Genomic DNA, 14,504 nt, shown 5'->3' with positions numbered 1-14,504 from the left:
TCAGGAACTCTTGCCCACTTTCATCCGCCTGATGTCCCTCTTGATCGACTTCAGGTCGCGGGAGAGGCCGAGGATGCTGAGGCGAAGCTCGGTGATCTGCACGGCCAGCTGCTCGTTGGTCGGGATCTCCTCGGTGACGATCGGGGAGGGGGATTCGGCGATGGCCACCTGGCGCACAGGAAGGGCGGGGACGGCCGCTGCGTGCGCCGCCGGGGTTGCCTCCGTCTGGTTGCCGGAGAGCGCCCATCCCCCGACGTACCCGGAGATACCTCCCTTGGCGGCGGTGACCTTGACCCAGCCGCCGCTGCAGCTGTCGGCGGTCACCTCGGTCCCCTTTTTCAGGACCTGGAGGACCCGGCCCCTCATGCTGGCGGTCTTTCTCAGGTTGATCTCGGCGGCGGTGACCCGGCAGACCGTTTCGGCAAGCGCCGGGGTAGCCAGGGCGGTGAAGGCGGTGACGGCCAGCAGGAAGCGATGGATGGTGCGGTTCATGAGTCTCCTCCTCATCAGATGTTGCCGACGGAGCGGTATAGATACCACATTAGCCATCGCATGTTAAGAATAATTTATATGGTGATATCGATATTTCTGCCACTTTCGAAAAGGTGGGGAGCCCGGCGGTGATGCGCGGGTGACGGGGTGTGGGATAACTCGTCGAGGATGCCGGATGGGAGCCCGATGGGATCGTCAGGAGTGGGAAGTTGAGGACCGGGACGGGAAGATCGGCGGTGTCAGGGCCTTTTCCTTGGCCGGGCTCTTCTCCGCCGCCGGAGCCTTTTCACTTGCCGGAGCCGGAGCCTTGTCGCTTGCCGGAGGAGGCGCCGAGGGGGAGGCCGTCTGGATGGCGGGGGGAGTCCCGACGATGAGCACCTTGGGGCCGTTTTTGATCTTGTGGAATTTGCCCGGATCGGTGGCTTGGTCGACGGCCCAGGTGTAGAGCACCTTGGCGTCCTGCAAAAACGGCTTGGTCAGCGGATGGTAGTACTGCTTGTTGACCTTCTTATCGTAGGCACTGTAGTACTCCCGCTGCATCTCCTCGTCGTAGAGGCCGATGCAGCCGTGGGAGGCGGGGTAGCCGGGGAGGTCGCGGCCGTGGATCCAGTAGGAGGGCCAGCTTTCCTTGCTCTTGTCTACCCAGAACCTCAGCCCGAAGTGCATCGGGTACGGGCGGCCGATCTCCTCCACGGTGTAGAGGTTCGACCGGTGGCGACGGTCGGCGGCATCCACCCGGTATTCCCCGTTGGGGACCCGGTACCCCTCGATGCCGAGGGCGACCGGGAATGAGTATACAAGCTTGCCGTACTCGTAGGCCCCGAGGAACATCTCGGTCTGGTCCACCACGATGAGCTTGGGCTCCCCGGCCTCCTGCGGATACTCGGCCGGAAGCGGGGTGAAGCTGTTCAACTGCTGGGGATGCTTGGGAACCTTGATCGAGATCCCGCCGTGGAAGTGGCGCCGGTCCATCCGGTTGAAGCGCAGGACGTCCAGCCAGTGAGCCCCGAACATCTTCTCGGCGGTGTCGGTCCAGCGGAGCTTGACGCAGCGCCACTCGATCCGCGCATCGCTCGGGTAGTGGAGGTCGCACAGCGAGGAGATCTTCTCCTTGGAAATTGCCGCCGGTGCCGGGAGCAGTACCAGCATCAGCAGGGTCAATAACTTCACTGTCGTTCTCATGGCGTCACCTTTTCTTTCGAACTAATTAATTTTACCGCAACCTTTCCCTCCTCTCAATCCTGTCTCCGCGCCGACTCTTCCCAAATTAGCTTGCGAGCTTCGGCTTATAGATTAGAATTGCATAATGTTTTTTGGCCGGCGGACGTTGGGATTGCAGCGGGGCTGAGGAGGGGCGTGGTGATGGTGCCGGAGCGCTGGTCGTGGACGGTCAAGGTGTCAGCTGCCGTGCTCCCTATCATGCTCGGGTGCCTCCTTTTCGCATCGCAGCCGGCGGTGGCAGCCACGCTCTTTCCCGGCATGAACTACTGCAACCTCCCGCCGCTTCCGGGGGTGGGGGTGAAGCCCAACGTGCTCCTCATGCTCGACAATTCCGCCAGCATGTGGGACCTCGCCTACAGCGACAGCACCCTCTCTTGCTCGCTCACCAGCGCACAATCCTGTTCGAGCGCCGCCGACTGCCCATCCGGCGAGAGCTGTGTTTTGCGCAATCTCTGCTACGACGCGAGCTACAGCGACAGCAAGAGCTACGCCGGGTACTTCGACGTCAACACCGTCTACGGCTATGACCTCGACGCGGCCCGCTTCGTGTCCTTGGCCGCGTTCTCCACTCCCTTTACCGATGCCGTTTCGGCGGCCTCCACCAGCTACCTCTACGTAGGAATGAACAGCGCCTCGCCACCGGCGGTAACTACCTTCCAGGCGCGCGGCAACTTCCTCAACTGGCTCACCGCCTCCAAGCTCGACCTGGAGAAACAGGCCCTCACCGGGGGGAAGTTCATTCCCGACGGGGCCGGAAACGGCGGGGTGCTGGCCGGCGAAAGTCGCGGGTGCCAGGGGAAGAGGTTCGTGAAAGCCGCTCCGGATGTTCCCGGCCTGACCTTCGCAGTGACCGGTCCCATCCCCCCCAAGCCGTCGTGGAACTGCACGGCGAACAAGGCCACCACCTGCAGCAGCAACCTGGAATTCCTCGCCTCTCCCGGCGGAGGGAGCTCCATCGAAATCTACCCAACCGCCTACAACAAGGGGCCCTGCACCGCCGTCATCCGCGATTGGGAGGCGGGCACCACCTCTCCCCAGCCGTTTCGCGACGACATGCAGAAGTGCCTCCGGGCAACTACGGTGGAAGTAAACACCCCGAACGGCCTCCGCAACGCAGGCGACGAGCGGTGGATCTTCGCCGACGCCATGAGCTTTTGTTACACGCTCAAGGATCCCGAGACCCTGTTGACCGACTGTGGCCTTCATGTCCAGTCCTTCAGAAACGACAATCCCGCCTCCATTCCCAAGGGGGCAGGGGATGCTGTCTGCGGCAGTGGCTATACCCACATCAAGACCAGCAACAACGACGGGTTTCTCGGCACCAGCTATATCCAGCACCAGGTCACCTCGTCTGCCGAGCTTACCGACTACTGCGCCGACCTCGTCCATCCCTTTTGGACGGACCCGTCGGTCAGCGCGCCCAACAGCGGCTCCAATGTCCCCGCCTTTCTTCTCGATCTGGGGATCGACGCCCTCGGCGCCCCGGCCGCCACCAGTACGGGTGCCACCTCCCTGTCGGTTAAGGTAGCCGTTGCCGCTCCCCCGATCGGAATCGTGCAGCAATACAGCGGCGACCTCAGGCTCGGCGTCATGGTCTTCAACGACAACGGCGCGGCGTCGGAAGCAAAAGACGAGAACGTGTCCGTACGAAACGGGGAGGTAATGGGCTCGGAGATCCCCTGGCCAAGGCACTGCAAGAAACTGTTGGCCGACAGCGGCCGGATCTGCTATGCCAACGCCGATTGCTCGGACCTACCCGGTTATACCTGCCAGAAGGTAACCTCCCTCGACGGGGCGAAGGTGCTCGCGCCGGTAGGCTCCCCGGTAGGGGATCATTCCCCCCCGGCGGGAGGGGGGACCTCCGTCGTCTATGCCATCGACACCATCACCGCCACGAACTGGTCGCCTCTGGCCGAGGCGCTTTACACCGCCATCGGCTATTTCGGCAGCCGCAGCGACCTGAGGATCCAGCCGAGCGATTTCGACACCGGTCCGGTATCGGTCCCGTGCCAGGGAAACCACCTTGTGCTGGTCACCGATGGGATCTCCACTGCGGACCGCCATCCGGCGGTGACGTCGCTGGTGGCGACTGCCGTCACCAACTGGGCGAACTCCACCGGGGGAATGCCCTCCAGCATGACCACTGCCGCCGGCGACCCCGCCCCGTCCTTCAAGGGGAGTTACAACGTCGACGACCTGGCCTGGATCGGCCGCCACAAGAATCTCGCCGACTTCACCAAGCCGGTCACCGCCAACCGCGACTTCCTCACCACCCACGTCATCTATACCGGCCTCCCATGCGGTACCTACCAAAGCGATGGAAGCTGCGACACCGATGAGGCGTATCCGGAGAAGCTTATGCAACTTACGGCGGCCAATGGAGGAGGGCGGATGGTCAACGCCCGCAGCCCCGGCGAGGTCGCCAAGGCCTTCCAGGCCATCCTCGGCGGGCTGGCCTCCGCTTCCGGCACCGACCCCGCCATTCTCGCCACACCGGACGGAAACGCCGCCCTTTTCCTGCGGGAGGAGTTCACCCCCCAGAAGAGTTTCGACGGCGGCCTCACCTCCGCCACGTGGGGGGGCGAGATGCTGGGGCTTTGGTACTACATCGATAGCTACCTCGGCGGCTCGAGCGGCGCGGCTACCGGCACCCGGGAGGACACCGACAGCAACCGGAAGCTCACCCTCCAAGGCGACCGGATCGTCAACTTCGGCTACGAGCCCGGCAGCGGCCAGACCTGGGCCTATCTCACCGCGGATACCGACGGGGACGGCGTGGGAGACGGAACCGAAGTGAAGATGGAGCTCGACCAGGTGAAGGCGCTTTGGCGGGCGGGGGAGCTTCTGTGGGCGAGGGACCTGGTCGCCACGCCGCGGACGATCTATACGCCGCTCCTCAGGGGGGGGAGCGCGGTGGACGCCAGCGGGATGATGAGCTTCTCGACCGGTTCGTCAGCTGCCATCTCACCGTACCTGAACCTCGTCTCCGGCGACCCCTCCGCCTCGACCGTCATCAACTTCGTCCAGGGGTTCGATTTTCCCGAGGATGCGGCGGTGCGGTCGAGGTCGCTCTCCATCCGCGGAGCGGGGGGAACTCCGGCCCGGGGGAGCGGGGTCTGGAAGCTCGGGGACATCGTCTCCTCCACCCCGCAGGCGGAGACCCCGGTACCGCTGGGGGGGTATCACCTGGCGCCGCCGGCCGGGTACGGCGATACGAGTTACGCCGCCTTCGTCGGCTCCGGCAGTTACCGGGGGCGCGGCATGGTGTTCCTCGGCGCCAACGACGGGATGCTGCACGCCTTCAGGATGGGGACCCTCAACGTCTTTTCCGCCGGCGAGGCCAAGGCGGCCCTGACCGGAGGTGAGCCGGGAAAGGAGGAGTGGGCTTTCGTCCCGACCAGCGTCCTCCCCTACCTCAAGTACCTCACCCATCCCGACTACCGGCACCTCTACCATCTGGACGGCAAGGTCGCCCTGGTCGACGCGAGCATCGGGGAGACGGCGGGGATCTGCTCGCCGGCCACCTACTGGACCTGTCCGCGCGACGCCTCCGGCAGCACCTGGCGCAGCGTGCTCATCGTCGGGATGAGACTCGGCGGGGCAGGGTGCAGCAGCGGGAGCGGCTGCGTGGCGCCGCCGGCCGCCGACCCGTACACCATCGGGAAGATGGCCGGCTATTCCTCCTATTCCGCGCTCGACGTCACCGATCCCGCCCACCCGATACTCCTGTGGGAGTTTTCCGACCCCTCCCTCGGCTTCTCCACCACCGGACCCGCCATCCTCCGGGTGGGTCCGGCGGGAACCAACGGCCGCTGGTTCGCCGTTTTCGGCTCGGGGCCCGACGGCTCCCTCGACGCGAGCCACCGCTTCCTCGGGACCTCGACCCAGCAACTGAAGCTTTTCGTCGTCGACCTGCGAAGCGGACAGCTCCTGGCGGCTTTCCCGAGCGGGCTCACCCAGGCCTTCGCCGGTTCCCTGGTGGGGGCCGGTATCGACGCCGACCGCTGGAATCCTAACGAGCCTGGAAGATACCAGGACGACGGCCTCTACGTCGGCTACAGCCAGGCGGATTCCGGGGGAGGGTGGACCGGCGGGGTGCTGAGGCTCATGACCCGGGAGAACCAGGATCCCAACAAGTGGCGGCTCAGCAAGGTCGCCGAGGGGACCGGCCCGGTGACCGGCGGGATCGGGAGGGTCCAGGACCGCAGGAACCATAACCTCTGGCTGTACTTCGGGAGCGGGCGCTACTTCTTTAACCAGGACGATCTTTCCGGCCGCGGAAGCCTCTTCGCCGTTAAGGAGCCCTGCTACAACCTGCGGGTGGACGGCGCGGTGGCGAAGTACGACAAGCTCGACGGCGATTGCGCGGACGCGGCCAACCTGGGAGGCCTGGTGGACCAGAGCGGTACGGTGAAAACGATGGAGGCGACCGACCCCGGCTGGCGGATCGATCTCTACCCGGCGGCGGGCGGGCTCGGGGGCGAACGGGTGCTGACCGCTCCGGTGGCGACCAGGAGCGGGTCGCTCTTCTTTGCGACCTTCCAGCCCAATACCGATGTCTGCCAGAACGGGGACGCCTACCTCTGGGGGGTCCACTACGCCACCGGGGGGCCGGTCCCGGACGGCTCGCTCAAGGGGAAGGCGATGGTGCAGCTCTCCACCGGGGCGGTGGGGACAGCCGAACTGGCCGGCTTCGCCGGGGGGACACGGCGCGGGGCGAAGATGACCGGCATCCCCGGCGGCGTGAAGATCGTCTCCAACAGCGGGTTACGACCGGTTAAGAGGATTCTGCATATGAAGGAGAGGTAGGGGGGGCCCTTTAGGTGGACGGCGTGGACGAAGTGGACGGCCAATGGGAGAAGGGAGAGGGACGAAGTTTCCGGCTTGGGGGCGGAGGCAGGCGGAGTTGCCGGGGCGCAAGTTAGCGGCGGCGGAGTTGGCGGGGGGGAGTATGGGACGGTGGGTGGTGGCCTTCTTGATCGCGGCATGCATGCTGCTTCCGGCTTCGGGGGAAGGGGCCAGCCTCTACCTCGACGGCTTCCGCATCTACAGCTCGGGGACGGTCAACCTCACTCCCAACGGCTCCTCGGGGACGGTACGCGCGATAGCGGTCCAGCCGTGGGACGGCAAGGTCATCATCGGCGGCTCCTTCGTCGCTACCGGCGGCTCTCCCGCCAAGACGTTCCGCAACCTCGCCAGGCTCAACACCGACGGAACCATCGACCCCGGCTTCGACGTTTCCACCGACGGCCCGGTCAACGCCGTCACGCTCCAGTTGGACCAGGGGGCGCCGCCCCAGCCGGCCGGCATCCTGGTCGGCGGCTCATTCAGCACGGTTACCACGGCCGCCGATGGAACCTTGACCAGACACGGTCTTGCCAGGCTTGCCACCAACGGGTCCCTTGACCCCTCCTTCGACCCTTCGGAGGCCGGCGCCGTCGTCAACGTCATCCGGGTGGACACCGTTTCGGGCGGAATCCTGGTCGGCGGGACCTTCACGTCGATGACGGGAATGATCCCACCGCAGACCTGCTCCAACCTTGCCCGCATCGCGGCAACCGACGGCGCCTTTCTCAACGGCTTCTCGGGCGGGGTGGCCGGCGCCGGGGTCAACGAGGTCACGGACGTGGCGGTGCAGGAGGACGGCAAGATCCTCGTGGCAGGGAAGTTCCACTCTCCGCGGGCTTTCCTTCTCCGTTTCCAACCGGACGGGACCGTCGACGGGTCCTTCACGGTCACCCCTGACGCGGCGGTACGGGCGCTCGGCATCCAGGCCGACTGGAGCATCGTCCTCGGCGGGGAGTTTACCTCGCTGGTAACGGCTGACCGACCGGGGGGGGCGGCACGGAGCTATCTTGCCCGGGTGAGCAACGACGGCCTCCTCGAGTCGTGGGATCCCGCTCCCGACGCCCCGGTGAGCGCGGTCGTGGTACAGCCGGACGGCAAGGTCGTCTGTGGCGGCAGCTTCACCCGTCTGCACGCCCCCGACCGGCAGCAGGTGGAACGCTGGCGATTGGCCAGGATCACCCTTGGCGGGGCAATCGACCCGCTGTTGGCCCCCGACCCCGACGACCTTGTCGAGGCCCTCGCACTGCAACCCGACGGGAAGATCCTGGCCGGCGGAACGTTCACCTCCGCTGCGGGAAGGGCACGCAGCATGCTGGCCCGCTTCTACGGGTACGGCACCCTTGACGACGATGCCGCCAACGCCGGTGCCACCCTGATCAACGATTCCGGCAGTGCCTACGTAGGGGGGGCGAACATGCTGAGGAACGCGGACGGCACGCGGATCCTCCAGGGGATGTTCGATCAGATCTGGGGCGAGGCGGAAACCGACTTCGTCATGCTGAATCCCGATTGGGGCTTCGCGGCCGGGGCGCCCTTCAACGACCCGTACCCGGTCGCCGGGGCGGGGACCACCGGCGGCGTGTACTCCTGGACGCCGCTCCTCGACGACCGGCACATCCTGGTGACCGGCCTCGGGGTGTACCGCGACTATTCTCTGGAACCGGGCCTCACCATCGCCATGGACGGCTCGGTCGACGACCAGACCCCCTTTGCCCGCAACTGGGGGACCGCGTCCAGCGGCATCATAGTGAGCGCCGATGTCACCAGCGCCTCCGTGGAGGCCCCCGACGGTACCATCTATCTCGCCGGCGTACTCTACCCCCACGCGGCATCCTTCGCCCGATCCCAGTGGGGGGCTCCGGTATACCTCGCCAAGATAGGAGCCGATGGCGTATGGGACGAGACGTTCACGGTCCCGGACGCTCTGATGCTGCCCGACCTTTCCCCGAACATGGACCCTTCCCTGGCCGACTACCTCAATCCGGCCATCACCGCTCTCCTTCTCGAGCCGGGCCCCACCAAGGACCAGTACAAGCTGATCGTGGGGACCAAGTACGGGAACATCTTCCGGCTCAACAACGACGGCACGCTGGACACTACCTTCAAGGTGCTCAAGGCTGACCCCCGCTACGATTCCATCCCCCCTCCCTGGTTTCCGGAACTGGGGGCGACCTGGGAACCTTTCGAGCAGCACGTAAACTCGCTATCCTTCGACCGGGACGGCCAGATCGTCGCCGGAGGAAGCTTCTCCTTCCCCATCACCAATAACGGCACCACCTGGAACCGGAACCTGGTACGGCTCAACCGCAACCGCCCCGGCTACCAGGACGGCACGCTGGACGACACGTTCACGGTAGCCACCACCCTCTCTTCCCTGTACGACGACTACCGCGGATTCAGCCCGAACGAGATCAAGACGGTGGCCCTGCGGACCGACGGCAGCATGGTGGTGGCAGGGTTCTTCGACAGCGTCACCGGCGCCGATGGTGCCCCGTTCGAGGTGGCCGACGTTGCCCGGATCGGCGCCGGCGGCAAGCTCGATCAATCGCTTGTGTTGGGGGCCTTCCAGCCCTCGATGGACGGCCGGGAGGCGAACGCGGTCTACGGAGCGAGCCTCGACCCGGACGGCAAGATCGTCGTGATAGGCGAATTCACCAGTATCGGGGGGGATAGCTCCAAGACCGCCCTGGTCCGCTTCTCCGGCGGATGGGCGACGCAGGAATTGACGGTGGCTGCCGACGGGGGCGCCGTCCGTTGGGTTCGCGGGGGAGCGTCGCCGGAATTGAAGCGGGCGCTCTTCTATTATTCGGAGGACGGCGCGAACTGGACGCTGCTGGGGGAGGGGAGCCGGGTGTCGGCGGAGAAGTGGGAGCTTTCCGGACTCCACCTGGGAAAAGACAAAGGGTGGAACGTGACCCGTTACGTGCGCGCCCGGGGGCTCATGGCGGGCGATAACGGCGGCGGGCAATTCCTGGAAACGGTGCGGGCTTACTATCTGAAAGCTCCGGTAACGGTTCAGCCTGCGTCGGTGAGCTCGACCGTGGGGACCATCCCCGTCTTTACTCCCCAGTACGGCTACGCGGACGGCTCCGGCCTCCCCCTGGTGCCGGTCGCCACTTCGCTGCGCGGTGCTCCGCTCTTCTCCACCTTGGCCACTGCCGCCAGCGGCCCGGGAAACTACCCGGTGACTGTCGACCTCTCCAACTTCTCCTCCTGGATGTACCGCTTCTCCGGAGCGGACGGGTCCCTCATCCTGAACCCCGGCGGTGGGGTGATTACCGTCACCGCCCGGCCCCAGAGCAAGTTCTACGGCGACGACGATCCCCCGCTCACCTACAGCTGCCAGCCGGAGCCGCCGTCCGGGGTGACCTTCAGCGGAGCCCTCACCCGCGCCTCAGGGGGGAACGTGAACGGGGGGCCCTACGCCATCACCCAGGGGACCCTGGCGCTGAGCGGCGGTTACAGCATCAACTTCGTCGGGGACAGCCTGACCATCAAGCCGCGGCCGGTTACCGTCACGGTGCAGGCGGCTTCCAAGACCTACGGCGACCCCGATCCGGGCTTTATCCATACCGTCTCCCCGCCGCTATTGGCCGGCGATGCCTTCACCGGATCCCTCACCCGGACGGCGGGGGATCGGGTGGCCGGAAGCCCTTATGCGATACTGCAGGGAACCCTTGCCAACCCGAACTACACCATAACCTTTTCAGGCGCCGTGCTGGCCGTGAAGCCCCGCCCCGTCACCGTCACCGCGCAGGCGAAAAGCAAGCCGTACCGGGGGGCCGATCCCCCCCTGACCTACACGGTGAACCCTTCCCTGCAGCCGGGCGACACCCTGACCGGAGGGCTGACCAGGAGTCCCGGCGAGACCGTCGCGGGGGGGCCGTACGCCATCCTCCAGGGGACCCTGGCCAACCCCGACTACCGTATCACCTACCTGGGAGCCCCCTTCACCATCAATCCCCAGCCCATCACGGTGACCGCCGATGCCAAGAGCAAGGTCTACGGCACTGCCGATTCGCCGCTCACTTACACGGTGGTTCCCCCTCTGCTAAATGGCGACACCCTGGGAGGAGGGCTCACCAGGATTGCCGGAGAAAACGTTGCCGAAGGACCTTATGCCATACTGCAGGGAACGCTGGCTAACTCCGACTACAGCATCACCTATGTGGGAGCGTCACTCTCGGTGACCCCAAAGCCGGTGACCGTCGCCGCCGATCCGCAGACGAAGGTCTACGGAGCCGCCGATCCGCCGCTTACCTGGAGCTGCACCCCACCGCCCGAGGCAGGCGATACCTTCACCGGAGCCCTCACCCGGCAACCGGGAGAGACGGTGCCGGGAAGTCCCTACGCCATCCTGCCGGGGACCCTCACCCTGGGCTCCAATTACCGGATCACCTTCGCTCCCGCCCCGCTCGCCATTGCCGCGGCGCCCCTGGTGGTGGTGGCCGACGACGTCTCGCGGTCGGCCGGAACCTCCAATCCCCCTTTGACCGTCCACTACCTCGGCCTGGCCCCCTTCGACACCCCCTCCTCGCTGGGAGGGGCCCCGTCGGTCGCCTCGGCGGCCGATGAGTCGAGCTTGGCCGGCGGTTATCCCATCGTGGTCGTCCAGGGTACCCTCTGTTCGCCCAACTACAGGTATTCGTTCCAAAACGGCACCCTCACCGTCACCGGCACGCTTGCGCAGGCGATCACCTTCCCCCCCATGCGCCCCAAGACCTACGGCGACGCCGATTTCGACCCCGGCGCCTTCGCCTCCAGCGGCCTCACGGTCAGCTATCTAAGCTCCAACCCGGCGGTGGCCGCCGTCTCCGGCTCCCGCCTGCGGGTACTGGCGCCGGGGACCGCCGATATCACGGCGATGCAGCCAGGGGACGACCGCTACCAGGCGGCGGCCCCCGTCACCAGGGCTCTGGTGGTCAATCCCCCACCCGGAAACGCCCTCGACTTCGACGGCATCGACGACCTGGTGAGGATCAAGGATGCCCCGCAGCTTTCATTCGGCGGCAAGGAAGGGTTCACCCTGGAGAGCTGGATCTACCTCGATGGCGCCCAATCCAGCGGAGCGGCGCTCATTTCCAAGGGGAGTACGGGGAGCGGGCAGGGTGGGGCGGGGTTCCAGCTGCTTTTGGATGGGGACCGGATTGCGGCGGAAGTCTGGGATGGCGGCCGCTCGGTGGGGCCGTCGGCCGGGCTGGCCGGGAGCACCAGCCTCAACGACGGGATCTGGCACCATGTCGCCCTCTCGGTGGATACCGGGACCGGCGATGCGGCCCTCTATCTCGACGGCAGGGTGGAGGCGGAACTCCCCGGGGCGGTCCTGGGGATCGTGCCGGACAATCCGGACGATCTCCTGCTCGGGGTGGACCGGACCGGGAGCATCTTCTTCAAGGGGGCCATGGACGAGGTGAGGATCTGGGACCTCCCCCTGGGGATCGACCGGCTAAGGGGTGAGGCGTCGCAGATCATCGATCCAGCCGGCGACCAGCACCTGGCCGCCTACTACCATTTCGACGAGGGGGACGCCGGGCTCGACAACCGGGCCTTCCTGACCCTGCCGGACCGGACCTCCTACGGCGGCGACGGCACTCTCCAGGGTTTTGCCTTATCCGGTCCGCATTCGAACTGGATCCGCTCGGACGCCTTCCTGCCGCTTTTGGACAGCACCCCCCTGACCGGGATCACCGCCACCTCGGCCACCGGGGGAGGGACCATCTTCCCCAACTACTACCCGGCCACCGACGCCGGCCTCTGCTGGGGGAGTGCGCCCTATCCCGGCCTGGCCGGCCGCTGCCTCCATCTCACGGAGGCCGCCACCCCCTTCACCGCCACCCTCACCGGCCTCGTCCCCGGCTCCGATTACCACGTCAGGAGCTTCGGCATCAACACGATGGGGATCACCTATGGCAACGACGTCGCCATGCGGGCGCCCCGGATCGACCAGACTATTTCGATTCCCCCGCTGCCGCCAAAAAGCTACGGCGATACATCCTTTTCTCCTGGTGGAACCGCCACCAGCGGGCTCCCGTTAGGCTATACCAGCTCGGATCCCTCGGTGGCCATTGTGGTCGAAGGGGAGATCGTCATCACCGGGGCGGGTACCACCCTGATCACGGCGAGCCAGGGGGGAAGCGGGACCTACAACCCGGCCCCTCCGGTAACGATTCCCTTCACGGTGGCCAAGGCGGTCATCACCGTCACCGCGGCCGACTGCGGCCGGGCCTACCAGACACCCAACCCACCGCTGACCGCCCGCTTCGGCCGCCTGGTGGGAAGCGACAGCATGGCGGTCATCTCCGGCGCCCCGCTGCTCGCCACCTCCGCCACCTTGGCCAGCCCGGCGGGGGGGTACCCGGTCACCGTCGACGTCACTCCGCTCTCGGCGGCCAACTACCGTTTCGTGGGCGCCAGCGGGACGCTCACCGTCTTCAGGTCGTGCCAAGAGATCTTCTTCCCGCCGCTCCCCGAGCGGACTTACGGTGATCCCCCCTTCACGGTGACTGCAGCCGCCTGCAGCGGGCTGACCCTGGTATTCACCAGCTCGGATCCGGGCCTCGCGCGGGTCGACGGGAACGTAGTAACCATCAACGGCGCCGGGAGCGTGGTGATCACCGCCTCCCAGGGGGGGAGCGACAGCCTCGAGAAAGCCACCGACGTCTCCCAGCCGCTGGTTGTCCACAAGAAGGGGCAGCGGATAATGTGGGGCCCCCTGCCGGAGGCGGTGGCCGGCGGGCTCCCGGTCGAGCTGGCGGCCACCGCGTCGAGCTCCCTGCCCATCAGCTACCGGAGCTCGGACCCCGCGGTGGCCACCGTCAGCGGGGACCGGGCAACCCCGGCCGGGGGAGGTATCGCGGTGATCACTGCCACTCAGACGGGGGATGCCAACTACGAGGCGGCGCTTCCGGTCTCGCAGCCGCTGGTGGTTGCCCAGGAGGGTAACCCGCCGGCGGTGGCGATTTCCGCGCTCACCAGCGGTTCCGTCACCACCGACCCGACCCTCAACGTGACCGCGAGCGTCGGCGATTGCTCCGAGGTCTCCTCAGTCACGGTCAACGGCAGCGGGGTAACCGGCCGGGACGGGATCTACAGCGCGGCGCTCCCCCTTGTCCGGGGCGAAAACGGGGTGACGGTGGCGGCCACCGACGGAGAAGGAAACCGCGCCACCAGGACGCTGTCGGTGACGCTCGACCCTGGCGCTCCCGTCCTCTCCCTGAGGGAGCCTTCCGACAACGCCGTGACCGGCCAGGAGAAGGTCCAGGTTACCGGGACGGTCGTCCTCGGGGCCAGCGCCACCATGACGGTTAACGGCTCGCGGGTTGCTCTCGTGGTAAGCGGCGACAGCTTGGAGGGAAGCGGAATACTGCAGGAGGGGATTAATACGGTGGAGGTAGCGGCGACGCTGGCCGGGAAGAGCTCCCGCCTCAAGCGGACAGTGATCCTCTCCCCCGGGCGGCCGCGGATCGCCATCACCGATCCCGCCGAGGATCTCCAGGAGGAGGGCGATTTTGTGGTGGTGAAGGGGCGGGCGGGGAGCGAGGCCGGGGGGGTGACGGTTGCGATCGAGGCGGGAGGGAGCCTCTTGCTCCCTACCGTCGGGGCGGACGGCGGATTCCAGCAGCGGCTCCCCCTGGCACCGGACGGGGTGACCCGCATTACCGCCACCGCAACCGATGCCGCTGGTGGCGTCAGCCGGACCTTCCGGAATGTACTGCGGCCGCTGGTGATCAAGGGGGACGTCAACGGGGACGGGGTGGTCGACCTGGCCGATGTGCTGGCCGCCATGAGGATCGCCCTGGGGCTCGACCCGGCGGCCCCACAGGCCCTCGGCCGGGGGGACGTCGCCCCCTTGGCCGGCGGGGTCCCGGCTCCGGACGGCAGGATAGACGTAGGAGACGTCACGGTTATCCTGCAGAAGCTGGTAGGCGTGCTCGACTTCTGAG

General features: G+C 66.6%; 4 protein-coding genes. 2 read left to right on the top strand and 2 right to left on the bottom strand.

Annotated features, from left to right (window positions below):
- The gene (locus tag L4X63_RS21540) at positions 1–492 is read right to left on the bottom strand and encodes an SH3 domain-containing protein (RefSeq protein ID WP_250680730.1); all 492 of its coding nucleotides are present in this window, start codon (positions 490–492) and stop codon (positions 1–3) included.
- Between the two features lie 195 nt (positions 493–687).
- Entirely contained in the window at positions 688–1,674 is a 987-nt protein-coding gene (locus L4X63_RS21535) for a L,D-transpeptidase (protein ID WP_250680729.1), read from the bottom strand.
- Positions 1,675–1,854: 180 nt separating this feature from the next.
- On the opposite strand from L4X63_RS21535, the gene L4X63_RS21530 reads away from it, so the two are divergent.
- Both L4X63_RS21530 and L4X63_RS21525 read left to right on the top strand, forming a co-directional pair.
- Positions 1,855–6,522 (top strand): pilus assembly protein, encoded by a 4,668-nt coding sequence (locus tag L4X63_RS21530; protein ID WP_502799936.1) that lies wholly within the window; start codon positions 1,855–1,857, stop codon positions 6,520–6,522.
- Positions 6,523–6,664: 142 nt separating this feature from the next.
- Entirely contained in the window at positions 6,665–14,503 is a 7,839-nt protein-coding gene (locus L4X63_RS21525) for an MBG domain-containing protein (RefSeq protein ID WP_250680727.1), read from the top strand.
- Position 14,504: the final 1 nt, after the last annotated feature.

Origin of the sequence: Geomonas sp. Red32 (assembly GCF_023652955.1) — a bacterium.
Taxonomy (GTDB): domain Bacteria; phylum Desulfobacterota; class Desulfuromonadia; order Geobacterales; family Geobacteraceae; genus Geomonas.
Note: the sequence above shows the minus strand (reverse complement) of the source record. Positions and strands in the feature narration are given on the sequence as shown.